This window comes from Sphingomonas carotinifaciens (genome assembly GCF_009789535.1).
Lineage (GTDB): Bacteria > Pseudomonadota > Alphaproteobacteria > Sphingomonadales > Sphingomonadaceae > Sphingomonas > Sphingomonas carotinifaciens.
The window spans coordinates 2,493,275-2,517,774 of the sequence record NZ_WSUT01000005.1; the positions used below are offsets into that span (position 1 = coordinate 2,493,275).

General features: G+C 63.4%; 17 protein-coding genes and 5 pseudogenes. 9 read left to right on the forward strand and 13 right to left on the reverse strand.

Translation table 11 applies throughout. The annotated features are described in order from the left end of the window. Positions 1 to 183: 183 nt before the first annotated feature. Genes GQR91_RS13735 through GQR91_RS13745 form a run of 3 tightly spaced genes read right to left on the reverse strand, consistent with a single transcriptional unit; the run spans position 184 to position 6,342 of the window. Positions 184 to 2,529 carry a glycoside hydrolase family 3 N-terminal domain-containing protein gene (locus GQR91_RS13735; protein WP_149682849.1) on the reverse strand — a complete coding sequence of 782 codons (2,346 nt, stop codon included), beginning with the start codon at positions 2,527 to 2,529 and terminating at the stop codon, positions 184 to 186. A gap of 26 nt (positions 2,530 to 2,555) precedes the next feature. Further along, positions 2,556 to 3,971 (reverse strand): carboxylesterase/lipase family protein, encoded by a 1,416-nt coding sequence (locus tag GQR91_RS13740; protein ID WP_149682848.1) that lies wholly within the window; start codon positions 3,969 to 3,971, stop codon positions 2,556 to 2,558. Between the two features lie 31 nt (positions 3,972 to 4,002). Beyond that, positions 4,003 to 6,342: a TonB-dependent receptor gene (locus GQR91_RS13745; RefSeq protein ID WP_235904088.1), complete on the reverse strand. Its 2,340-nt coding sequence runs from the start codon at positions 6,340 to 6,342 to the stop codon at positions 4,003 to 4,005. 141 nt (positions 6,343 to 6,483) lie between these two features. Here GQR91_RS13745 and GQR91_RS13750 point away from each other — a divergent pair, with 141 nt between their 5' ends. Then, positions 6,484 to 7,440, forward strand: coding sequence for a LacI family DNA-binding transcriptional regulator (locus GQR91_RS13750; RefSeq protein WP_149682847.1), 957 nt, complete (start codon positions 6,484 to 6,486; stop codon positions 7,438 to 7,440). A 687-nt stretch (positions 7,441 to 8,127) separates the two neighbouring features. Here the strand turns inward: GQR91_RS13750 and GQR91_RS19325 are convergent. Continuing rightward, positions 8,128 to 8,658, reverse strand: coding sequence for a recombinase family protein (locus GQR91_RS19325; RefSeq protein WP_328592801.1), 531 nt, complete (start codon positions 8,656 to 8,658; stop codon positions 8,128 to 8,130). Between the two features lie 12 nt (positions 8,659 to 8,670). Then, positions 8,671 to 9,003, reverse strand: a complete 333-nt coding sequence (locus GQR91_RS19330) for a serine integrase family protein (protein WP_211368614.1) — start codon at positions 9,001 to 9,003, stop codon at positions 8,671 to 8,673. 474 nt (positions 9,004 to 9,477) lie between these two features. Between GQR91_RS19330 and GQR91_RS13760 the strand changes: the two genes are divergently transcribed. After that, positions 9,478 to 9,738 (forward strand): ribbon-helix-helix domain-containing protein, encoded by a 261-nt coding sequence (locus tag GQR91_RS13760; RefSeq protein WP_174236650.1) that lies wholly within the window; start codon positions 9,478 to 9,480, stop codon positions 9,736 to 9,738. Positions 9,739 to 9,741: 3 nt separating this feature from the next. Further along, positions 9,742 to 10,164: a putative toxin-antitoxin system toxin component, PIN family gene (locus GQR91_RS13765; protein ID WP_149682846.1), complete on the forward strand. Its 423-nt coding sequence runs from the start codon at positions 9,742 to 9,744 to the stop codon at positions 10,162 to 10,164. A gap of 81 nt (positions 10,165 to 10,245) precedes the next feature. Here the strand turns inward: GQR91_RS13765 and GQR91_RS13770 are convergent. Both GQR91_RS13770 and GQR91_RS19600 read right to left on the reverse strand, forming a co-directional pair. Next, positions 10,246 to 10,710 (reverse strand): annotated as a pseudogene (locus GQR91_RS13770) (nuclear transport factor 2 family protein). A gap of 269 nt (positions 10,711 to 10,979) precedes the next feature. Then, on the reverse strand, positions 10,980 to 11,414 hold the full coding sequence (locus GQR91_RS19600) for a DJ-1/PfpI family protein (RefSeq protein ID WP_235904087.1): 435 nt from the start codon (positions 11,412 to 11,414) through the stop codon (positions 10,980 to 10,982). Between the two features lie 102 nt (positions 11,415 to 11,516). On the opposite strand from GQR91_RS19600, the gene GQR91_RS19605 reads away from it, so the two are divergent. Both GQR91_RS19605 and GQR91_RS19610 read left to right on the forward strand, forming a co-directional pair. After that, positions 11,517 to 11,942, forward strand: coding sequence for a type 1 glutamine amidotransferase family protein (locus GQR91_RS19605; protein ID WP_235904086.1), 426 nt, complete (start codon positions 11,517 to 11,519; stop codon positions 11,940 to 11,942). Continuing rightward, a complete protein-coding gene (locus GQR91_RS19610; RefSeq protein WP_235904085.1) occupies positions 11,933 to 12,400 on the forward strand; it encodes a helix-turn-helix domain-containing protein in 468 nt (155 codons plus the stop codon). The genes GQR91_RS19605 and GQR91_RS19610 overlap by 10 nt, the downstream gene beginning before the upstream one ends. A 257-nt stretch (positions 12,401 to 12,657) precedes the next feature. On the opposite strand, the pseudogene GQR91_RS19615 reads toward GQR91_RS19610, so the two are convergent. Further along, positions 12,658 to 12,975, reverse strand: a pseudogene (locus tag GQR91_RS19615) (response regulator); the annotation flags it as partial. Positions 12,976 to 13,052: 77 nt separating this feature from the next. Between GQR91_RS19615 and GQR91_RS13790 the strand changes: the two are divergent. Further along, positions 13,053 to 13,810: pseudogene (locus GQR91_RS13790) on the forward strand (IS5 family transposase). A gap of 14 nt (positions 13,811 to 13,824) precedes the next feature. On the opposite strand, the pseudogene GQR91_RS13795 reads toward GQR91_RS13790, so the two are convergent. After that, a pseudogene (locus tag GQR91_RS13795) lies at positions 13,825 to 14,655 on the reverse strand (ATP-binding protein); the annotation flags it as partial. A gap of 243 nt (positions 14,656 to 14,898) precedes the next feature. After that, a complete protein-coding gene (locus GQR91_RS19800; protein ID WP_260173241.1) occupies positions 14,899 to 15,033 on the reverse strand; it encodes a hypothetical protein in 135 nt (44 codons plus the stop codon). Here GQR91_RS19800 and GQR91_RS13800 point away from each other — a divergent pair. After that, positions 15,032 to 15,271, forward strand: a complete 240-nt coding sequence (locus GQR91_RS13800; protein WP_164727757.1) for a hypothetical protein — start codon at positions 15,032 to 15,034, stop codon at positions 15,269 to 15,271. The two genes, GQR91_RS19800 and GQR91_RS13800, sit on opposite strands and share 2 nt — an antisense overlap. Before the next feature lie 320 nt (positions 15,272 to 15,591). Then, positions 15,592 to 18,579: a TonB-dependent receptor gene (locus GQR91_RS13805; protein ID WP_149683582.1), complete on the forward strand. Its 2,988-nt coding sequence runs from the start codon at positions 15,592 to 15,594 to the stop codon at positions 18,577 to 18,579. A gap of 360 nt (positions 18,580 to 18,939) precedes the next feature. Here the strand turns inward: GQR91_RS13805 and GQR91_RS13810 are convergent, their stop codons facing one another. Then, positions 18,940 to 20,316 (reverse strand): transposase, encoded by a 1,377-nt coding sequence (locus GQR91_RS13810; protein ID WP_149683581.1) that lies wholly within the window; start codon positions 20,314 to 20,316, stop codon positions 18,940 to 18,942. 663 nt (positions 20,317 to 20,979) lie between these two features. On the opposite strand from GQR91_RS13810, the pseudogene GQR91_RS19900 reads away from it, so the two are divergent. Beyond that, positions 20,980 to 21,072: pseudogene (locus GQR91_RS19900) on the forward strand (transposase); the annotation flags it as partial. Between the two features lie 324 nt (positions 21,073 to 21,396). Here the strand turns inward: GQR91_RS19900 and GQR91_RS13820 are convergent. Further along, positions 21,397 to 22,749 (reverse strand): HlyD family type I secretion periplasmic adaptor subunit, encoded by a 1,353-nt coding sequence (locus tag GQR91_RS13820; RefSeq protein WP_149683580.1) that lies wholly within the window; start codon positions 22,747 to 22,749, stop codon positions 21,397 to 21,399. Next, entirely contained in the window at positions 22,746 to 24,482 is a 1,737-nt protein-coding gene (locus GQR91_RS13825; RefSeq protein WP_149683579.1) for a type I secretion system permease/ATPase, read from the reverse strand. Before GQR91_RS13825 ends, GQR91_RS13820 begins: the two co-directional genes overlap by 4 nt. Positions 24,483 to 24,500: the final 18 nt, after the last annotated feature.

Genomic DNA, 24,500 nt, shown 5'->3' on the forward strand with positions numbered 1-24,500 from the left:
TTGAATGCACGATCCTGTAAATGAGCGTCCGTGCACATGCGCGCATATGATCATACGTAGCGGCATTGTCTCTGTCATGACCTACAAGCAGTCACTAGGATCGTGCCAAACGTTTCTTCGAATCTGTATTTCGTTCATCTTTCTTCAATGCGCGTTCGCACAACATCCGCAAGTCACCCGTGCTTACCTCCATCCCCTGACGACGCGCGGCTGCCCGCCGACCGTGAACGTCGCGTGCGACGTCGCGGTCGAACTGGCGCCCACCCAGACGTCGAAGGTGCCGGGGTCAACCACCCAGTTCCTAACCGCGCCGTTCCAATAGCGCACGCTGCTTTCGTCCAGATCGAACGACACGCTGCGGCGCTCACCGGGTTGCAGCGTGATCCGCTGAAATCCCTTTAGCTCGCGCACCGGACGCGACGCCCGTCCCGCGCGCTGGTGGATGTACAGCTGCACCACTTCGTCCCCCGCGCGGGTGCCTGTGTTCGTCACCTCGGTCGACACCCTGATCGTGGCACCCGGCGCCAACGTTCCGCCGCCGACCACCGGATCGGTCATCGTGAAGCTGGTGTAGCTCAGCCCATATCCAAATTCGAACTGCGGTGTTGACGGTATGTCCCAATAGCGTTTGGCCTGCCCCTTGGGACTATGCGTGGTGTTGTGCGCATAATAGATCGGCACCTGTCCGACCGTGCGCGGCCAGGTGACCGGCAACTTGCCGCCCGGATTGACGTCGCCGAACAGCGCGCGGGCCACCGCCGTGCCACCGCGCGTGCCGCCATACCATGCATGCAGGATCGCCGGTGCGCGATCGAGAACCTGGTCGAGTTCGAGCGGCCGTCCGCTCATCGTCACCACCACCACCTTCTTACCAAGCGCCGCGATCGCATCGAACAGCTTCAACTGCTCGCCTGGCAGCTTCAGGTCCGCACGCGATGCCCCCTCGCCGCTCATGTCCTCGGCCTCGCCCAGCGTCAGGATCACGAGGTCGGATTTTTTCGCCAATGCCAGCGCGCGCTCGAACTCGCCCTGCGCGCGGGCAACGTCCCAGCGCGGCTCCGGCTTCGCGGCGCCGGGAATGGTGATGCTCTCGAACATCGACGGCACGTTGCGCTTCAACTGCACCCCCGGCGCGGTTTCGACTGTCGCGCCGGTGCCAAGCCGATCGCGCACCCCCTCGAATACGGTTACGGTTTCAGGCAGGTCATATTGGAACGCCCATGGCCCCAGCGTGTCGCGCTTCGAATTGGCCATCGCGCCGATCACCGCGACACGCTTGTTCGCGCCCACCACCAACGGCAATGCGCCATCGTCGTTCTTCAGCAGCACCAGCGCCCGCTCGGCCGCTATCTGCGCCACCGCGCGGTGCGCCGGGTCTGACAAGATCGTCTTCGCCGCGGCCTCGTCGACGAACGGCTGCTCGAATAGCCCCATACGAAACTTTGCAGTAAGGATGGGCAGCACCGCGCGGTCGAGCGTCGCCTGCAGCAACTTGCCCGCACGGACGGACGCCGCAAGCGTCTCTGCCGACGCCGCCGGGCCGAACGACATCTCCATGTCATTGCCCGCCGCGATGCTGCGCACGGCGGCATCCGCCTCGTCGCGCGCGAAATTCTGAATGACCTGATTCTTGGTGCCGTTGGCGTCCGACACCACCCAGCCCTCAAAGCCCATCTGCCCACGCAGCACGTCGGTCAACAACCAGTGGTTGGCGACCGCGGGCACGTCGTTCACGTCCATATAGGCGCTCATGATATTGCCGGCGCCGGCTTGCACCGCCGCGGCAAACGGCGGCAGGATCACGTTGTAGAGCTGCGTGTCGGAAATATAGACGCTGTCGTAATCACGGCCGCCCTCCGCGGTGGCATAGCCGGCGAAATGCTTAGGCCCTGCGATGACGTGGCCGGGCGTGCCGATCGCCGGCCCCTGCAACCCACGCACCTGCGCGCGGGCCATCGCCGCGCCCAAAAACGGGTCCTCGCCCGCGCCCTCGACGATCCGGCCCCAGCGTGGGTCGCGCGCGATGTCGAGCATCGGCGAGAAGGCCCAATGCAGCCCAACCGCGCGCGCCTCTGCCGCTGCGACACCCTGCACCCGTTCCACTGATGCCGGGTCCCACGACGCGGCATTGCCGATGGGCACCGGAAAGATTGTGCGGAACCCGTGGATCACGTCGTAGCCGAAGATCAGCGGGATCTTCAGCCGCGTCTCCTCGACCGCGACCTTCTGAAGCCGGTTGATGATCGCGGGATCGGTGACGAACAGCAGCGATCCCACCTTCCCGCTGCGCACGATCGGCGCGAATTGATCGAACGCCCCGAACATGAATTGCTGCGAGACCTGTCCGGCCTTCTCCTCCAGCGTCATCGCGCGCAGCAATGCCTGCGCGCGCTGCTCCGGCGCCAATGCGGGATTGCTCCACGCGCTGGGCGCGTGGACGCTCGCCTGCCCCACAATCCCGGCGTTCCCGCCCAGCGCGGCGGACGCCACGCCGGCCAGCGCCAGTGTCGCCAGCTTGAATGTACGCATGTGGTCGGTTCCTTGTAGCAGGCGGGTCAGCGGATGGATGCGGGTGCGGCGTCGATTGCGGCGCCCAACGGGTCCTTGCCCGACACCGCCTCGCCCTTCGCGGTGAAGTCGAGCAGTTCGTCGCGCGCGCGATCGTAGCGCGGCCAGCGCGGCAACCCCGCACTATTGGGATTGCCGGTCTTTGCGAAATTCACGATATAGGCGCTGATCGTGCGCGCCATCCGGCGATCACGCGGTGTGATCGCATTGCCGTATTTGATCGTCGCGGTGTCGAAGAACCACGGGATGTCGGTTGCATGGTCTGCCCCGGTCTTCCCCAGCCCCTCGGCGACATAGGAGAAACGATAGTGATAGGCAGGCGCACCGGCCGCCGCGATCGCCCCGGCAAGCTGGCGCGCGCCCGCCACCATATACCCGGTCGGTCCGCCGATATCGTTGTCGGTCGCCCCGATCATGATCGGCACCTTCGGAAACGCCCCGCTGCGATAGGCGGCGGCCGCGTCGACCGCGACGACACCGTCGGCATAGGGGCTGGCGAAGGTCTTCGGCCCCGGTGCGGGCATGAACAGCGCCGCCAGATTGAGGCCATCGGTCACGTCGTCGGCGGACAGCGCGCGCAATTTGGCGAGCGCCGCAGGATCGTCACGCGCGATGCCCTTGCTGGCGGCGAAGTCGACGCCGATCCGCTCGGTCCCGGTCAGTCCGTCGTTTCCGCGGTTATGCCCGTCACCGCCCGACATCACGATCGCACGCGCGAACAATCCCTTGGCCAGGGGAGAGGTAACCAGCGTGTTGACCGACATGCCCCCGGCGCTTTCGCCCACGATCGTCACGTTCGCGGGATCGCCGCCGAACGCGACGATGTTGCGCTTCACCCACCGGAGTGCGGCGATCTGGTCCATATAACCGTAATTGCCGAGCCGGCCCTTGTCAGGGTCCTGCGCGGTTAATTGCGGATGCGCGAACGTGCCGAACCGTCCGAGCCGGTAATTGAAGCTGACGAACATGACGCCCTGGCGCGCGAAATTCGCACCCGAATAGGTCGGCGGCGACGCCCCGCCGTTCACGAAGCCACCGCCATAGATCCACACGATGACCGGCAGCTTCGCCGTGGCGGCTGCCGGCTTCCACACGTTGACCGTCAGGCAATCCTCCGCCGGCGTGGTCCCCAGCGGAGCGGCATCGCTGGGGAACGGCAATTGCATGCAGTCGTGGCCGTAAGCGGTTGCCTGTCGTACGCCCGACCAGCGCGCCGCCGGTTGCGGCGCACGCCACCGCAATTCGCCCACCGGGGGCGTCGCAAACGGAATACCCTTCCAACTGACGATGCCGTCCGCAGTGACACCTGCGACCTTACCGGTGTCGATCGTGACCGTTTGCGCCTGCGCCGTACAGCAGAGCAACGCACCGCCACACGCCAGCACCGTCATTCCCAATTTCATCGTCGTCTCCACTGCATCGTCGTCGGCGGCGTCAGAACTTCACGCCGGCCCGCACGCCGTACGTTCGTGGGTCGGCGAAATTGGCGGTGGCAAACGTTCCCGACGCCGCCGTCGTCACCACGATTGCATCCTCGATGTTCTTCACAAACCCCTGGATATAGAAGCGATCGTCCGGCGCATTGTACGTCAGGTTCAGGTCGGTGCGCGTGCTCCCCGGCACCCGGAACTGGTTCAGCGTGGCCAGCGCCGACAGGTAATAGCTGTCGCTCACCCGCGTGCGCACGTTCGCCTCGATATTGCCGCCGCCGCCCAATTCGAAGGTATGCGTATAGCCCGCGATGACCGTGAAGCCCGGCGACCGATCGAGGTTGCGCCCGGTGAAGCTGACCGCGGGCGTCACTTGGAAATTGGCGTAGGTCGCATCGAGGTAGGAGACGGCGAAGTTGAACAGCATGGGCCGGACCGGCTGGATCGTTCCTTCCAATTCGAAACCGGTGACATCCGCCTCGGCGGCATTGGTAGTCACCGAACACGGGCCGCCGCAGATATCCGACACCTGCGTCAACTGGATGCCGCTGTAGTCGTAATGGAAGCCGGCGAAATTCAGCCGCACTGCATTGTCGAGGAAGCGGGTCTTCAGCCCAACTTCGTAGGCGGTCAGCGTTTCGGGATTGTAGAACAGCGCCGCTTCCGGCAACGGATTGTTACATCCGGAGCTGGTCGACAGACAGCCATCGTTGAATCCGCCCGCCTTGTAGCCGGTCGATACCGTCCCGAACAGCAGCGTCCGTTCACCCAAGTCGACATCGAGCCCAGCGCGCCAGGTCACCTTGTCGAACGTCCGCTGCGCGATATTGCGCGTCACCACGTCGCCCGCCCCGGTGCACGCGACGGTGCCGCAGCGGATCGTGGCGCCGATGCGCGACTTGTAGTCGTTTGAATAACGCACGCCACCGGTGAGCCGGACATGCTCGACGATGCTCCAGGTCACCTGCCCGAACCCGGCATAGGACCGCGCGATCGTAGGATCCTGCGGAAAGCCGAAGACATAGCCGACCGTTCCCGGCGTCGGCGACAACAGCCCGAACAGATTGTACGAGATGCCGGAGCGCTCCTTGAAGTAGTATGCGCCCGCCTGCGCCTTCACCGGCCCGTCGCCGCTCGTGAAGACGCGCAATTCCTGGCTGTTCTGCCAGTAATTGCCATCGAAGCGACCGCGGATTGCCGCCGCCCCCGAACCGAGCAGGCTCACGCTATCCTCGTGCCGGTCGAACTCGCGGTACGAACCCAGATAGGCGACGCCGATCCCGCCAAAATCGTACGTGACCTCGCCCTGGATGCCCCAGGTCTGATTATCGCGCTCCAGCCCGCTGTTGATCGGCACGTTGAGCCGCCGCAGATCCTCGCTCGACCGCCCCTGCCCGGTATATAGCGGCACTTGGTTCGCGCCGAAATTGCTGAAGAAGTTTGACGTCAGCACGCCGTTCGGTCCCTTGCCGCCGATGTGCGAATAATCGCCGCGCACGATGATCTCGCCTGCGCCCAGATCGAGCAGCGCGGACAGGCGCCCCGACACATTGTCCTTGAACGGGTCGAGATCGGCGTTCAGCCGCGGCCCGCGCGTGATGAAGCTGTCGCGGCGGTCAATGTTCGCAGCGGCGCGAAGCGCGAAATTGTCCGTCACCGGGACGTTGATGACCGCGGTCCCCTGTATCTGCCCGTAATTGCCGTAGCTGACATCGACACGCCCACCGAGTTCCTGCGTCGGGCGATTGGTGATAACGTTTACCAAGCCGGCGGTGGTGTTGCGCCCAAACAATGTGCCCTGCGGTCCGCGCAGCACCTCGACACGGCCCACGTCGAAGAAGCTCGTCTCTTGCGCCTGGCTGCGCGCGATATAGATGCCGTCCAGCATGAAGGCCGCGGATGGATCGCCCTTCTCGGTGCCGTCGGTCGAGGTGACACCGCGGATCGTGATCTGTAGGCCGTTGGCGCGGTCGATCGAGATATTAGGAACGACCTCACCGATCTGCGTCGGGTTCGTCACGCCGGTTTCGATTAGAGAATCGCCCGTGACCGCAGTCAACGCGACGGGCGTTTTCGACGCCAGCGTCGACGTGCGCGTCGCGGTCACGACGATATCGCCGGTCGACACCGCATCGCCGGGCACACCCTGATCGGAGGCGGAGGAGGGATCCTGGGTACGATCCGGGGCGAGCGAGGGATCGGGCGTACCGTTGATGTCCTGCGTACGCTGCGCGCTGTCGGCGGGCGGGTCACCCGGCCGCTGTTGCGCCGTCACGGGGGTCACAGCCAGCATCATCGCCAGCGTGGTGACAGACACGACGGTTCTCGGGCGTTTCAGTCCCATATCCCTTTTCCTTTCCCGTATCAGGCTGCTCTGCGTCAGCATCCGGCAAGGGTGGTCAGCAATGGCAACGTTGTCAAAGCAAATATGAAAACGTTTCCATATTCTACACTTTATTCGCTATCGTGATTTTGGCCGCATGACATGAGGGAGAAGGCGATGCGCAGGCCAACGATCATCGACGTCGTCCGCCACGCTGGGGTTTCCTGGAAAACTGTCGCGCGTGTCGTCAATCGCGAATCGGGCGTGCGCAGCGACACCATTGTCCGCGTCGATGCGTGGATCGCGGCGCTCGCCTATCGTCCAAATACTGCGGCGCGGGCGCTTGCCGCAGATCGTACTTACCTGATCGGCGTGCTGTCAGCCGCGCTCAGCGCGCATTACAGCGTTGCGTTCAGCTACGGCGCAGCCGAACTCTGTCTCCAGCGCGGCCATCACCTCGTGCTAGGCCGGATCGACATGGATGATCCTGACGTCGTCGGCCAGATGGACCGGATGCTGCGGACGGCGGATCTTCACGGCGTGATCGTCCCCCCGCCGCTGTGCAACAACTCCGCGCTGCTCGACACGCTTGCCCGGTGGGAAATGCCGGCGGTATTGATCGATCCGATCGATCAAAAATGCGGTCTGCCCTTGGTGCAGATCGACGACGAGGTCGGGGTCGAGGAATTGGTCGCCTACGCCGTCCGTCTTGGCCACCGCACCTTCGCAATCGTCGAAGGGCCTCCGGATCATCGTGCGTCCACGACCCGCAGTGCGGCGTTCCACACCGCGGTTGCCCGTCACGGCTGCTCGATCAGCCGCCGCGAACATGGCGCATTCACCTTCTACTCCGGCTTCGCGGCTGGCCAGCGATTGCTGGCGGACGGAGCCAACGCGTCGTTTGTCTTCGCCACCAACGACGACATGGCCGCCGGCGTCATTGCCGCGGCTGGTCAGGCGCGGGTCCGCGTGCCTGAGGATTTGTCGGTCGCCGGGTTCGACGATAGCGACGTCGCTCAGTTGACCTGGCCCCCCTTACCACCCTTCGTCAGCCGATTGAGGAAATCGCGGCGACAGCGGTTGACATGCTCACACGAACCGATCCAGCGCAGCCCCTAACGTGGCCAAACTTTGCGGTTAAATTGGTGACTCGAGGCTCGACCTCCGCTGCACCCTGACCCAACTTCGGCCATTCGTTCAGGCGCTTCAGGCGCTTCAGGCGCTTCAGGAAGCGGAAGGCTGTCTCACTCTGCGCCTCCCACCAAACTATCCCGCCGGCACTAGCGGCCCGTCTACGATCCGCTCCAGCACGCCCCTCTGCCGCGGCTCCAGATCGACGAGTAGGCCCAGCACGTTGAACACGTAGCTCCTCGGTGTATTCCGGTAGCTAGTGATCGGGCTGTATGTCGCCCGGCGGCAAGGGCGGACGGAGGTCGCCAATCTGGGGGCGTTCGCGGCTCTGCCAGCCGCACACAGGCGCAGGAGATTATTCGCGGCCTCATTGAGCGGATCGTGCTGACGCCCGTGGACGGCACGCTGTGCGTGGGCATCCGCCATCGTCGATGCGACGCGTATCCTGGCACGTAACCTGACGCCCTCGGCGTCGAGATGCGTCATCCATGCTTTCATGGCAGGAAGGTAAAGACCATCCTCTATCGCGGTAAGAAAGCCCGCCAGACCTCGCTCAACCTCAGCCAGGGCATGACGGTCCGAAAACCATCGCCATCCGCCGTTCGCGTACAAGCGAATCATCGTCGTTGAATCCGACAGTTGCATGATCGAGCCGCTTCAACCCGTCCGACAGGATCACCGCCACGCGCGTCTCGATGTCATGCCCACGGATTGCAGCGGCATTGCCACTGTTTCGATGCCGCACGCCATCGACACAGCCATAGCGACCACGATCGAGCTGCCGACGGTTCTACCGCATTCACCACATATCAGCATCCTACGCAGCGGCATCGGCGTTTGCCTCACGTCATTGACCGCGATTTCGCGAGAACGCCGGATCCCTTTACTGACCGCCCGACTGCGCTGTTCGACAGTCGCGTCGCATGTTCTTACCGCCTGCCACAGGCGGTCGCTGACGATCCGCAGTGCGAGCACACTCCGCCTCACCCATTCGCTTTCGGGATTGACCCGCGACACGCGACTACCGGTTTCCGGATGTCGAACGAACCGCTGCCGGTACCACACCAGCTCACCTACATAGAGCACGTTGTTGATCATGCCGTCGCTCCGCGCACGGTGACCACGAATCGTCGACGCGGTCCACGGCCTTCCGCCGACACCTGATATGCCCTCCATGTTGAGGCGCTCGGCAATCACGCGAGGCACCGATCCATCGGCTTATTCGGTCAGGATTCGGCGGACGACATCGGCCTGCGCTTCATTGACGATCCGGCCACCGACTTCCCCGTCGGCGTCGATCCGCACGTCATAGCCGTAGCAGAGACCGCCACCCGAACTGCCCTGCTCGATCCGACCCCGCAATCCCCGGCGGGTCTTGTTGGCAAGGTCGGTGAGGAAGCGCGGATTCATCGTGCCCTTCAATCCGACATCCAGTTCGTCGATCGGTCCTTCACCGACCCTGGACAAACCGATCCCGGCGAACCGGAACATCTTGAACAACCGAGCGATATCTTCCTGGTCACGCGACAGGCGGTCCAGAGCCTCTGCCACGACGTGTCGAAGCGCCCTTCCCTGGCCGCACCCAGCATGGCGAGCATCCCGGGCCGCCGTTCAGGCTGGCGCCCGACGCCGCCTCGTCAGTGTAGGTGCTGACGATCTTTCAGCCTCGAGCGATGGCGTGATCGCGGCACAGACGGAGTTGATCTTCGATCGAGGCCGTCCGCTTCCGGTCGGAGGAGTTACGGGCATACAGGGCGACACGGGACATTTAGGCTCCAGGCAAAGGGCGGGCGCCCTATCGAGTTTTAGAACGGAAGTAAGAAGAAACTGCCGCTCGGCGGAGGATGCCCTCCGTCCGCCCGGATTTTAGCGCCGACCTTCCTTTAGAATGCGTCTTCCGATCCACCGCCGCCACGACGCTTCAAGAGCTTGTCGAGCGAACATGGCACTCCCTTTTTTGCCTCATCATTGAATTGGGCTGGGTAAACGTCTATACGCCTGGACGCACAAACTACAGTTGGATCGATGGTCGAACTGGTCCGCTGGAGCCTCAAGGTATCCCGTGAAACGGACATCGGACTTCGCACGCTGCTGGCAACTCGCGGCGGCAAGAAGGGCGATTTGTCGCGCTTCGTGGAGGAAGCAGTGAACCGCGAGGTACTGCGTGCGACGATCCGTGACGTGCAGAGCCGCAATGCCGACGCCGACCCGGACGAGCTGGAGCGCCTGATCGAAGACGAGGTGCGGGAAACCGGATCGTCCTTCCGGGCAGCCGGCCGCCGCTGATCCGTGCGCGTCATTCTCGACACCAACGTCCTGCTCAGCGGATTGATCTCGGCACGTGGTATCCCTGCACTGTTGATCGAAACGTGGCTCGGTCGCCGGTTCACGCTGCTCTGCCACCCGGTCCTGCTCGACGAGCTGCGCGAGGTATCGCGACGCGATAAAGTCCGCGTCCTGCTCGGCCCCGTCGAAGTCGGCCGGCTGGTCAACCAGATCACGCTGATCGCCGAGATGCCGGCTTCGCTGCCGCATGTGCGGCGCTCACCCGATCCTCGCGATGATTTCCTGCTTTCGCTGTGCCAGGCGGGTCCGGCGGATTGGCTGGTAACCGGCAACAAGGACGACCTGCTCGCCCTCGAACGGCACGGACCCGCCCGCATCGTGACTGCCGCGGCAATGGCCGAGCAACTTGGCATCCGCGGGTCATAGGTAACGGGCCAGCAGCGTAGGGAAACACCGCTGATCTGTTATTGTCAGCGTCCGGCTAAAGTGCCCGTATGCTCGCGTCCTTCAAAGCCCGAGTTCGCTCAAGCCCGGATGATCGAGCGGCCGGCGTCCAGACGGCCAGTGAAATAGCCGGTCGGCCGGCGCGATGGCCAGATCGTTGATGCTGGCGATCCGTCGCTGCATCAGGCCGGCGTCGTCGAACTCCCAGTTCTCGTTGCCGTAGGAGCGGAACCACTGCCCGGCCTTGTCATGCCATTCATAGGCGAAACGGCGGAGATTCGATTGCCGGCGAAAGTCCACAGCTCCTTGATGAGGCGATACTTCAGTTCCCGCGCCCATTTACGCTCGAGGAAGTCCACGATCGCCGCCCGCCCGGCCAGGAACATCGAGCGGTTCCGCCATTGGCTGTCCGGCGTGTAGGCAAGAGCGACCGCCTCCGGATCGCGGCCGTTCTAGGCGTCTTCCCGCGCGGCGAACCTTGGCGATGGCGCCGGCCATGTCGAACAACGGCAGTGGTGGTCGGCTCATCATCGTACTTCCGATCGAGGCCGAGACGTCCTGCGGCCTGTCGCGCTTCGGCCTCTCGACGCGCCATCATGCTACCGAAGCGGGCCTGACACGCCGCCAGCACCGCGGCCGGCGCGGTATTGGGCCGGCCGGCCGCGAACGGCGGCTCGGGCGCATACTCCAGTCCGAGCTGGGTCGCCTGCGCCGCCTGCGGGCCGGCGATCTCTGCCAGCACGGTGAGCGCGAAGTCGATACCCGCCGTTACGCCCCCGCCGGTGATGACCAAGCCATCACGCACAACGCGGGCATCGTCGTGAATTTGTCCCGAACACCGGCAGCAGGTGCCGCCATGCCCAGTGACATGCCGCCCGGCGACCCTTCAGCAACCCGGCGGCACCGAGAATCAGCGAGCCGGTGCAAACCGAGGTGACGTAACGCGCGTCTTCGCCAAGGCGGCGGACCTCACCGACGAAGTCCGCGTTGAGCGCGACCTCGGTCGCGTTAACGCCGCCCGGAACGCAGATCAGGTCGCAGCGATCGACGGCGGCCAGTCGCGTCGTATGGGCGAAGGTTAGGCCCTCGCTGGGGACATCGCCGCCTGCCACGCTGGTGATCACGACCTCGCTCTCCGGCAGTCGTGAAAGGAATTGGTGCGGGCCGGTAAAGTCGAGCTGGGTCATGCCTGGATAGATGGCGAAGACGATGCGCAACGGCTGGTCGGTCATCGATATGCTCCCTTCAGGATCATATGCGTACCATGACGGGAAATCGGCGTTGACTGAATGACAGTGATCCCTCACTTCCGGCCAATGTCACGATCGATCGGCATGTTCCTCTACCCCGACTTTCAACTGCTCGACGCGGCGGGTCCGGTGACGGCGTTCGAGATCGCCGGGCGCATCGCGCCGGATGCGTATCGGATGACGGTGCTGCCGATCGCTGGTGGTGCGGTACGAAGCTCGTCGGGTATCGCGATCGACACAGACCCGGTGGCAGGGGCCAGTCCCGTCGACACGATCGTGGTGGTCGGCGGCGAAGACAGCCGTGCCGCGATGCGATGCGAGCACCGGCTGGCTGTATCATGCCGCCGGCAAGGCGCGGCGCATATGCAGCGTCTGCTCGGGGGCGTTCCTGCTCGACGCTGCAGGTCTACTCGACGGGCGTCGGGCAACGACGCACTAGCGTCGCGCCGAACAGCTCCAGCGTCAATTTCCGAACGTCCGGGTCGAGCCCGACCGCATCCATGTACGTGACGGCGATATCTGGACGTCTGCGGGGATCAGCGCGGGGATCGATCTGGCGCTGGCACTCATCGCCGATGATTTGGGCGAGACCGTCGCGCGGCGCGTGGCGCAGGAGATGGTTATATTACCGTCGCCCCGGCGGGCAGTCGCAGTTCTCCGCCCTTGCCGAACTCGGCGGTGACGTTACCGCGTTCTCGTCGCTGTTCGACTGGATGCGCGCCAATCTGTCGCAGCGGCTAACGATCGACGAGCTCTCCGCGCGCATGGCGATGAGCCCGCGCAACTTCTCCCGCGCTTTCACCAGGGAGGCCGGCGTCGGTCCGGCGAAGGCGGTCGAGCGGCTGCAGCTGGAAGCGGCCCGCGAGCGGGTTAAAAACTCCCGCGAACCGATCGAGCGGATCGCCGCGACTACAGGCTTTCGCGATCCCGAGCGGATGCGGCGCGCCTTCCTCCGCGCGTTCGGGTAACCACCGCAGGCGCTGCGGCGATTGCGTAGTTGACCCGTCCGGTACTTCAACTTGAAGGCAGATGACCCACATGCGGTCATTCGCGGCCTCTTTTCGGCTCCCCACCTTCTGTCATCCATTCATGCTGAAAGCGCTGGAGGTGCTGAGCCTCAGCATTACCCTCCGCCCCGCCCGCCAGCCGTCCCAGAAAAGATTGTATTGGACAGTCGGGCGGATCAGCGGCGACTCAGTGCAAAGGCGAAGCTTGCGGTTCGCCCTTACGTCATCATCTCATTCACCTTACCGATCAGCGCATCTAGCGTGAATAGCTTTGTAAGCAGTTCCATACCGGGCTCGAGATGACCGTTTCCGACTGCGGCATTCTCGGCATAGCCGGTGATAAAGAGAGGCTTCAAATCGGGGCCAAGCGATCGGGCGGCATCGGCGACCTATCGGCCGTTCATACCGTTGGGCAAGCCTACGTCGGTAATGAGGAGATCGAACCTCGCCCCCGACTGCAGCACCTTTACCCCGGCCGCACCATCCGCCGCTCCGATCACGGTGTAGCCAACCTCATCGAGCACCTCGTCGACTAGGCCGGATCGACATTCAGGATTCCCAAATGGCGTAAAGGCTGATTCATAGGCATCCGTGTTGTGGCGCGGAGTGGATGATGGGGATTAAGCGGTACGAGTTGAGCAAGGCGCAATGGTCGCGGATTGCGTTGCTGGTTCCCGGCAAGAGCGCTGATCCTGGCCGGACGGGTGCGGACAACCGCTTGTTCGTGAACGGATGTCTTTGGGTACTGCGCTCGGGCGCACACTGGTGCGACCTTCCGGAACGCTACGGCAAGTGGAAGACAGTCCATCGACGCTTCAGCCGCTGGTGCCACGCTGGCGTCTGGGAGCGGGTGTTCGAGGCGCTGACGGCTGACCGCGACAACCAGTATCTGATGATCGACAGCACCATCGTTCGCGCGCACCAACAGGCGGCGACCGGAAAAGGGGGGCCAAGGATCAGGCGCTGGGGCGTTCCCGAGGCGGACTGACCACCAAGATACACATGCTCGCCGACACGTTCGGCCGCCCCTTGCGGTTTCGCATCACGCCCGGCCAAGCCAGCGACATCGCCTCGGCATCCGGCTTACTCGAAGGTCAGCGCGGAAAAGCGGTGCTTGCCGACAAGGCGTATGATGGCAACGACTTACGTGACCAGATCGCCGCGATGCACGCCGAGGCGGTGATCCCGTCCAAGCGCAACCGCAAGGTCGCCATCCCGCACGATGCGGAAATCTACAGGCATCGCAACCAGATCGAACGATGCTTCAGCCGCCTCAAACATTTCCGCCGCTTCGCCACTCGCTACGACCGCCGAACCACCCATTTCACCGGCTTCGTTCATCTCGCCGCCGCCATGATCTGGCTACGATGAATGTCGATCCGGCCTAGATCGCGAATGGTAGCTTCGTCATCGACGATCAGGACCGTACCGCTGCAGCTGTCCGGCAGCGCCGCCTCATGCTCTCCGCTCTTGTTCGACGCATCGCCACTGTAGCGCGGCAGGTAGATGCACAAGGTCGTGCCTATGCCTACCTCGGAGTAGATGCGCACCTGGCCTCCCGATTGCCGGGCAAAGCCGTAGATCATTGATAAGTCCAGCCCCGTACCCTGTCCTATCGGTTTGGTAGTGAAGAAGGGCTCGAACGCGCGCTCGATGGTGTGTTCGTCCATGCCGCAGCCTGTGTCGGTGACGCAAATCGACAGATACTGCCCTGGTAGCAGGTCCCGCTCACGCCCGCTGCGGTCATCCAGCCACTTGTTGGCCGTCTCGATGGTGATGCGGCCGCCTTCAGGCATGGCGTCTCGCACGTTGATGCACAGGTTGAGGATCGGATTCTCAAGCTGGCCGGCATTGATGTTAGCCGTCCACAGGCCACCGGCGCCGACGATCTCCAACGTGTTCTCGGGACCGATCGTACGTCGGAGGAGATCCTCCAGGCCGGCGATCAGCCGGTTGATGTCGGTGGGCTTGGGGTCGAGGGTCTGGCGGCGTGAGAAGGCGAGCAGACGCTGCGTCAGGGAGGCGGCACGTCGGCCGGCTCCTTGCGCCGCGAGAACGAGGCGATCGAGATCATCGATCCGGCCTTTCGCCACCCGGTGCTGCAGGAGCTCGAGATTGCCCATCACGCCGGTCAGAAGATTGTTGAAGTCGTGAGCAAGACCGCCGGTCAGCTGTCCAACCGCCTCCATCTTCTGCGTCTGGCGGAGCGATTCTTCGATCCGCTCCTGATCGGTGAGATCGCGGCCGATGATGTAGAAGAGATTGGACTTCACGTCGGAAACGGCGGTCCACATGACCGTGCGCGTGGTGCCATCACTTGCCAGCACATGATCGACGAAGCCGGTCACCATCTCACCCTGGGCAAGCGTGGCGACGACGTTCGCCGTTTCGGCGTGATCGGCAATCTCGATGAACGGACGGGTCAGCAGTTCGTCCTTGGTCCAGCCGAGCAGCCGTGCCTAGGCCGGATTGACCTGGATGCGGTAGCCGTCGAGCCGAGCCGTTGCCATCAGGTCGTTGGTCAGCTGCCACACGCGGTCACGTTCGGCGGTGCGTTCCTCGACGCGCTGTTTCAGAATTTTCGTTTGCGGCATGAAGGTCCGCCTGACTCTTCTTCAGAGCGGCGTCGGCCAGCACCCGCTCGGTGGCTTCGGTGGTGACGATGAACAGGCCGGCGATCTCACCATCGCCGTCGAGAACGCGCGAATAGGAGAAGGTGAACCAGGTGTCTGCCGGGCGTCCAAGCGGACCTGTCTCTTGCTGAACGAGCTGCCGCCGCTCGTGAATGAGCGCCATCAGCGGGGGGCGCAACAAATTCTGTCGATAGGATAATTTACCGTATCGTCAGTTATATCACTGAATATCAATCGGATAAGACAACATAATGCCATGATCATACAAGGTCGCATGGAATATCTGTCATATCGATCGGCTTCACCCAAGCATTGACGCTAGAGCCGATTGAGCCAAATGACGTGATCAATTGCCTACCTCTGGGAAAAAGTAAGTCGCCCTTACGCTTTGTTGCCAATCCGCAACGCCCGCTTCTCTCATGCAATTATCCCATACATCACGCTTGACCAAGCTAATGAATGTCGGACAAGTTAAATGACTGATCCGGGAAAATCGGGCGGTTACACGAGGGGATTGCCATGTTTCGCTTCATGTTGCTCACGTCAGCCGCTGCCGTGGCCTTATGCCCGATGCCATCATTTGCTCAGAGCAGTTCTGCGGATACCAGGGCGGCAACGACCAAGGATGATGCCTCTATTGAGGATCAAGCGCCTCTTGCCCAAGATCGCTCGGTGGCAAACGCGGAAGGTCGCAGTCCGGGAGTGGAGGCCACGCAGAATATCGATCAGCCTGTCGATGCAGCCGACATCGTCATCACCGGCTATCGAGCCAGCCTAGGTACCGCTCAGCAGATCAAACGAAACTCGGATGCGATCCTCGACGCAGTGGTCGCGCAAGACATCGGTAAGCTGCCAGATAATACAGCTGCCGAATCACTTGCCCGAATTACCGGCGTTCAGGTGACGAGAGGTAGCGACGAAGTAACGGGGGTTCTGGTACGTGGCCTCCCCAACGTCGCCACAACCTTCAACGGCCGCGACATCTTCACTGCCGAGCTTCGCCGATCCCAGCTTCAGGATTTTCCGGCCGGCGTGCTGGCGGGGCTGGAGGTATACAAGTCGGGCACGGCCGATTTGCTCGAGCCCGGGCTGGCCGGGCTCGTCAACGTCCGCTCGAACCGCCCGTTCGATTTCTCCGAGAAGTTCGTCGTCGCTGGAGGCATTCGCGGTACGTACAACGACCAGAGCAAGAAATACGACCCCTTGGGCAATATCCTGGTCAGCGCACGGAGCGATACGGCGCTGGGCGAGATCGGCGTGCTGGTCAACGCCTCCTACGCGCAAGCTCAATATCGCAACGCCGTGCGCTGGGCGAGTGGCTTTGTCCCAACTGAACTGCCGGCAGGAGTGACGGTGAGCCCGGCGTCAGTCGGGCGCGCGTTCCGCATTCCCGAACGTGTCGGCGTCTACAATGACAGCGGTAAGCGCTGGCGTCCGGCGGTCAATGCCAGCGTCCAGTGGAAGCCCGCCGACAATCTTGAGGTCTATTACGACTTCCTTTTCCAGGGTTTCCGCGGACGTTTGGCCAACGACCTATTCGAGACGTCGCTCATCAACAACAACGCTCAACTTTCCAACGTCGTCCTGCGCGACGGCGTACCTGATCAGGTGCAGACGCTGACCAAGACCGGTGGCGAGCGCGGACAAGCGTTCCGTAGCACCGTCAACAACAACACCAACACCTATCAGTCTGCTGGCGGCCTGAAGTGGAATGTCGGTCGCGCGCGGATTTCCACCGATCTGGCATATACACGCAGCCAATATGACGCCAGCGAGTACAGCTTCGACATGTCGCAGAGCAGTCCGACGCGGGTCGATGTCAACTTCTTCACGAACGGCGGCAGCGCCTTCGACCTGCCCGGCTATGATCGTGAGAACGCAGCCAACTATCGCTGGCGTGGGTATTTCGAGAGCCTGTATGTCGCTAAAGGTGCAGGATGGCAGTGGCGCGGCGACGTTGAACTCGACACCGACGTATCCCTATTTCCGCGGCTACAGATCGGGGCTCGCTGGACTGACCGGGACGCGTCGCTGGAGCGAGGTAATCGCTACGCCTACACCGAGACCCTGAACATACCGCTGGCCGATACGCCCGCCGGCGCTCTGGCACTGACCCCGGATGCTTTCCGTGGCAATGTACAGGGCTGGACAAGCTGGCTGATGCCGAGCCGTCAGGGGATTGAGGGTAATGCCGCGGCACTGCGCGAATTCTCGCGGCAGGCACTGATCCGCATCGTGGCGGCAAACCCGAATGATGGCGGCTACCGCGACTCGTTGAACCGCTTCTCGGTACCAAACGTACAACTCGATCCGTTCCAGGCATTTTACGCTAAAGAACAGACATACGCCTTTTATGGTCAGGCCAAGTACGAGTTCGACATTGGCAGCTTCAGTTTCGACGGCCTGGTAGGCGCGCGTGCTGTCAACACGGTCGGGCAGTACACCGGACGAGGCACCTTGCCTGTGGTCGTCAACGGCGTCGTGCAGACCGATGCGAATGGGATCCCGATCACGGCGGCCCAGGATGTGCAGGTGCGCCAGAACTTCATCGACGTTCTCCCGAACGTCAGCTTGCGCATCCGGCCAACCGACAAGCTGCAGATCCGGTTCGGCTTCACCAAGACGCGGACAGTGCCTGACTTCGGTCAGCTGAATCCAGCATTCTCGATAACGCCCAACCAGTCGCCGCGACCTGGCACCGTTATCACCAATCCCGATGGCACCACCACCGTAGTGACTCAACCTGCCAACGATCCACGTTTCTCCGCGGGCCTGCAAGGACGTCCGGATTATTTCGGCAGCGGCGGCAATCCCAACCTTGCGCCGCTCACCTCAAACAATTTCGACGCCACGATCGAATATTACTTCTCGAGAAACGCCTCGATCACCGCCGCCTTCTTCTACCGCGACCTGTTCGGCTTCTTTAACAATTACGTGCAGCGTTTCCGTGATCCGGTGTACGGGCTCGTTGAGGTCAATCGCCCGCTCAATGCCGGAGCGGGCCGCATCAGGGGCGTGGAGGTAGGTGGGCAAACCTTCCTGGACTTCCTGCCCGGGCTGCTTAGTGGCTTCGGCGTACAGGCCAACGCAACCTACCTTGATGGACAACAACGTTTTCCGGTCGATCTGATTCCCGCAAGCGAGTTGCCGCCGTTCGTTGCGATCCCCAGCCTGTCCAAGTGGAGCTACAACGCGGCGCTATTCTACGAAAAGGGCACGGTATCGACCCGGCTGTCCTATAATGGCCGCTCCCGTTTCCTGAACGGCAACCTTGTTGTTGATGGAGTATATTCGGGTGAAGGCACCGAGAACATCACTCGCCTCGACTTCTCGTTCAACTACACGCCGATCAAGCAAATAACGCTGACCCTTGATGCAGCGAACCTGCTGGCACAGCCATTTCGCAACTACGCGCAGTATGCGGTGAACGGCGAAAGCCGCTTCTACCCTCGCGACGTTCGCGACGAGGGTCGCTATTACGGTATCGGGGCACGGTTCCGGTTCTGAAGAACCGCGCTCCACCGTTTCGAATAGAAAGGAGTGAATAGGCCGAGCTGGCTGTCTGATAAGAGATGCCTGTGGCGTAAGCGTCGCCGGAAGCGACGCTTACGCCGACATCTGCTAAGGCATGCGGGATAAGCATGTATGCAAGATTGGCCAGTCATGGAACAGTGACCCACTTCCCGCCATTCAGCGGCCTTGTTGCGCTTCCCAACTTCGCCCGATCGTTCATGTGAACTGATCAAGCCCTCGATGAGCCGCGAAGACCATCGCTGAACGACGTGAATTTGGAGATTGTGTTGAAGAAGTCGGGGTATTGGCCGGGTGCGAGCGGCAGAGGGTTTGCGCTGAACGGATCTGACCAGCTCAGGCCGGTAGCGGCTGCGTCGGCATCGGGATGAGCTTGGCCACCTTGCGGAGGTTCTGAGCGGTGGCTGCCATATGGAACTTGTCCTTGGCACCGTTTGGACCGCGCAGGCGCAATCGGTCGAGCTTCAGTATGCGTTTGAGGTGCGCGAACAGCATCTCGACCTTCTTCCGCTGGCGCCGCGAAGTGACGTAGGCGTCGGTGGTGGCGATATCGCGGGCCAGGTCGCGACCCCCTTCGTGGATCGAACGGGTGACCTTGCGCGCCGGCATGTTGGGCGTGCAGCGTTCCCGCAGGGCGCAGCCGCCACAATCCTGCTGCCGGGCGCGATAGCGGATGAAGCCGTCCTGGCCGACATCGCTCCGCATCGTTGTGAAGTTGCGGTTCCTGGGGCGCAGGCGCTTGCCGCCGGGGCAGACGTAGCTGTCGTCGTCATGGTCGTAGGTGAAGGCATCGCGCTCGAACCTGCCGTCGCGGCGGGCGGACTTGTCGAACACCGGGATGTGCGGTTGGTTGTCGCGCTCGTGGACCAGCCAAGCGAGCATCTCGGCCGAGCCGTAGGCAGTGTCGGCGGCCAGCCGCTCGGGCCAGACGCCGAGGCGGTCCTGCACCCGCGCGATCATGCGCTTGCACGCGGTCACCTCGGCCTGACGTACCGCGGTGCTCGCTTCTACGTCCATGATAACGGCGTGGTCGAGGTCGATCAGGTAGTTGGTCGAGTAGGCGTAGAAGGCCGCCCCGCGATGCGCGCTCGTCCAGCGCGATGCCGGATCGGCCGGCGCCAGATACTTGGGCACCACCGGCGTCGCCGCGCCGAACGCGGCATCGTCGAGCACCGCCAGATACTCGCGCACCGCACGACTGTCGGCGTCCGGCGGCACGCCGTCGCTGCCCGGCCCGCCGGGCTGGTGGTTGGCATCGGCGCGGATCAGGCTGGCGTCGACCGCGAACTCTTCGCCGCCCACCAGTCCCTCGACCATGCAGCGCGCGACCGTCGTCTCGAACAAACGGCGCAACAGGTCGCTGTCGCGAAAGCGCCCGTGGCGGTTCTTCGAGAAGGTCGAGTGGTCCGGCACGTCGCCCTCCAGCCCCAACCGGCAGAACCAGCGATAGGCTAGGTTCAGATGCACCTCGTCGCACAGCCGCCGCTCGGACCGGATGCCCATGCAATAGCCGATGATGAGCATCCGGATCATCAATTCCGGATCGATCGAGGGGCGACCTGTGTCGCTGTAGAAGGACTTCAGATCCTTGCGGATGCCCGACAAATCCACGAACCGGTCGATCGAGCGCAGCAGATGATCCGCCGGCACGTGCCGCTCCAGGCTGAAGCTGTAGAACAGCGCCTCCTGTGCCACCGTCCGCTCGCCCATCATCGGCCCGTCTCCGCTCACTTCCCGGAGATTGAATCAGACCACCGACACCACTGCAAGCGAGCCCTTCTCAACACAATCTACTGAAAGCCGTCCTTCGCCGCCGAAGGCTAGAATGACGGCTTTGTCCCACCTCTCGCCATTTCCTTCATCGCTGGTCGAGGGGTCGGGCGAACATGGATGGACGTCCGAAGTTGGGGAGCACGAAACGACCGCTGAATGTCGTATTGTGGGTCCAAGGAGGCGTAGCAGTTCACGCGCGATTGTGGACGTTCTCGTGCTAAGCTCTGTCTATGACGGGTCTTCGCCAAGAAACCTTCGACATTTTGGTTGCATGCCGGGATCTGTTGGCGTTCACGCTGCCGACCAGCAACCGTTACTCGGTGATCTCATTGCACCGTTCGAGTAGATGGCCAGCTTGCTATTTCGTAGGGTTGAAGAACTAAAGCTGGAACACGGCTTCGCTGACCCGGACGTGACCATATACGACTCGCGCCTCGGCTAAAAACCCGGTACTATCTCAGCGGCTGCAACGTACGTCTCTCCGAATGCCTTATCTTGACGTCCTCCCTATTTTCTCCAAGCTGAGTAAGAGTTTTCCGGCCCTTTCGAATCTTGCGGGCAAGGAGCAGGGACACGAAAAAGTCGAGGTAGACGGAAGAGCAGATGGCCTTTGTGCTGAAGTAGGCAGAGACGGGCACGCCGGTGGCCGAGGTTATTCGGAGAATGAGCGTATCGGAGCAGACGTTCTATCGCTGGACGAGCAGCGCAACCTCGCGATCGGCCCCCGTCCTGCTCAGTGGTGCAGGCATCGCCGTATCGGCCGTCACGTGCCATTTTTTGAACTCGACATTCCGTTCGGAACCGACGCTCGACATCGTTGTCGCGGCAGCAGTGCCAGCCGACGAGAGGCCCTCCATTGCGAATATAGATGACGACGCAAGCGCGAGCGCAACAATGAGCAATCCTGATCCCCTCAAGATTGTCGCAAAAACCGATGCTCATGTCGTTCCGTTCGCTTTGTGGTTTGTCGCCGGATCGCGACCGGCCGAACCGCCAACCAGCCTGGAAGTAGTTGGAGGATCACCGTTCATGGAAGGATCGAGATGTCGCGTCGGTGAGGGGATCGAGGAAATATTGTAGGGCCGTTCGGGGTCGAAGCTTGGCGGTAACCTGCACGGGGACGCCGGGGCGGATGCCGGTGTCTGCGCCGCGAACCTTGCGTAGCAGCGCCACCTGCCGATCCGGCACGACGATCTCGGCGGTGAAGTAGCTGGCACCGGTCGCCTGGTCGTGGAGGCTGTCGGCGGAAAGCGTGTGGATCGTACCGACGAGCATCGGAAGGTCGCGTTCGTGGAGCGACAGGAACTTCACCTCCGCCTCTCGGCCGGCAGCGACGCCGTCGATGTCTTCCGGTGCGAAGCGTGCGCTGACGACGAGCGGCGCGGCGTCCGGAACGATCTCGAGCAGATCCTGTCCGGGCTGAACGACCGCACCGGGCGAGAAAAGCCTCAAGTTGACGACGCGTCCCGCAACCGGCGCGCGCACCATGGTACGCTCAACCTGGTCGCGCGCCGCCGCGAGCCGCGGTAGCGCTTCGTTCAGGCGGAACTGCGTGTCGCGCAGCAGCGTGGCGGCATCGTCGGCCGCCTTGCGCTCGACCTCGGCAGTCTGCTGCTGCGTGGCGGCGATCTGCTGTCCTAGCGCTGCGTTGCGCGCCACGTAGTCCGCGTTGCTGCCGGCAAGCTCGGCGATCGACCGTTCGAGCGCGCGCACGCTGTTCCGCGACACCACGCCCTGCTCGGCGAGGCGGCGGGTGCTCTCCAGTTGCGCCTGCAGCGAGGCGCGCTGCACCGAGGTGGCGTCGACCTGGGCATCGAAGCCGCGGCGCTGCTCAGCGATCTGTCCGCGCTGCCGCCCCAGGACGCCTCTCGTCGCGGCCAGGAGCGCGCCGCGCGCGCGCGCCTGCGCCAATTGCAGTCGCTGTGCGCGCTCGATCAGCATGCGATCCGGCCCGCCCGCGATGGCAAACTCCGCTGGCCAGCGGATCGGCCCACCCTCGATTTCGGCCTGAAGCCGCGCGCGTTGCGCCTGAAGGTCAATGACCGTGCTCGCCAGCGCTCGCTCGTTCGCGACCGCCTCTGCGGCGGACAGTCGGACCAGCACCTGCCCCGCAGCAACGTGTTGCCCCTCCCGGACCGCGATCGTCTCGACATTGCCGCCGGCGCGGTTTTGCACCACCTTACGATTCCCCGCCACTACGACCTGCCCCTGCCCGAAGGCGGCGGCGTCAAGCCGCGTCACCGCCGACCAGCCGATCAATACCACGAAGAAAAGAAATGCCGTGACCCCGCCGACAAGCAGCGCGCGCTGCGGCGAGTCTTGTAGCTGCGCGGTGGCGGTCGGCAGCATGGGGTCGGAAGCGGCAGGAATCATGCTCCGACTCCTTGGCGGGCGGTGTCGAGGGTACCGGGCGCACGCGGGGCAGCGTCCGGATCGGGTTTTACGATCGACACGATCGTACCGTCGCGTACGAGCAGCATTCGATCGGCGACCTGCAGCAGGCTGGGGCGATGCGTTGATAGCAGGACCGCAACACCCTGCGCGCGCAGCGAGGCCAGCGTCTTCATCAGCGCGGCCTCACCGTTCAGGTCGAGGTGCGCGTTGGGCTCGTCCAGCAACAGTAGCGACGGGTCGCCGAACAATGCGCGCGACAAGGACACCAATTGACGCTGCCCGGCGGACAGGCCCCCGGCCTCGCGAATCGTAAGCGGCGTATTGTAGCCGTTGGCGAAGCGCTGGATCGTCTCGTGTGCGCCCGCACGCATCGCCGCGGCGACGACCCTCGCTTCAATATCAACGGAGGCGGCGTCGCCGGTTGGGCTCGCGAAGCGTGCGATGTTGGCTGTGACTGTGGCGGGGAATAACGTCGGAGCCTGCGGCGTGTAGCCAATGCAGGCGCCCAGCGCCTCACGGTCCCAGTCGGCCAGACTAGTGCCGTCGATACGCACCTCGCCGCGGTCGGGGGAGATCGCGCTAGCAACGACGCGGAGCAGCGTCGACTTGCCCGCTCCGCTCGGGCCGATAAGTGCAACGATCTCGCCGGGCGACACGTCAAAGCTTACGTCGCTGAGCAGCATCCGGTCGCTGCCGGGCGCGCGCACACTGACGCCTGCGACCGTAACTGCGCCCCGGGGGCGCGGCAGCGCCGTACGCGGCGCCGTGGCATCGGGCAGACGCAGGAACGCCGCTAGTCCCGCATAGCTGGCACGCGCCGACAGCACGTTCTTCCACGATCCCAAGATCTGCTCAACCGGTGCCAGCGCACGTCCGACCAGCAACGAGGCGGCGAAGATCGCACCCATCGAGATTGACTGGTGGATTGCCAGCCATGCGCCCAGCGCCAGCGCCAGCGACTGGAACAACTGCCGCAGGAACTTGGTGACCGCCAGGAACGCCCCCGACGTTTCCGCCAGCGCACCCTGGCGCGTCACGACGTCGGCGCGTCTCTCCAGGTGTCCGCGCACGATTGCCCCGCGCATTCCCAGCACGCGCCCCACCTCGGCGGCCTGCACTGCGTAATCCTGTAGCCGCCCTTGGGCCGCGGAGCGTATCTGCGTTTCGGCCGCCCCACGCTTCGTCACCTGTTCGCTGGCCAGCGCGACGCCGGCCAGCAGCACCGAGGCGAGCAGCGCGAAGCCGCCCAGCAACGGGTGGAGCAGGAAGCATACCGCGATGTAGATCGGTGCCCAAGGTGCATCGAACAACGCCAGGATAGCCGGCCCGGTCAGCACGCCCCGTAGCGTGTCTAGATGACGGATCGCGGCGCTCCGCTCCGCCGGCGTCGCGGTCGTTGCCCCCAGGATGCGATGCAGGATCGGCGGCGCGGCCCGCTTCTCCAGCCGCACGCTGGCACGCAGCAACAGCCGCATCCGCGCCATGTCCAGCACCGACAGCACCGCCAGCGCGACGATCAGGATCACGATCAAGAACACGAGCGTCGCACCGCCACGCGTTGGAACTACCCGGTCGTAGACCTGCAGCATGAAGATCGATGGAACGAGATACAGCAGGTTCACCAGACCGCTGAACGCCGCTGCCCATAGAAAATGCTGTTGCGCGCCGCGCAACGCAGCGGAAACTGGATTGGGATTGCTGGAAAGCGGCATCGTGTCGGAACCTTCAGC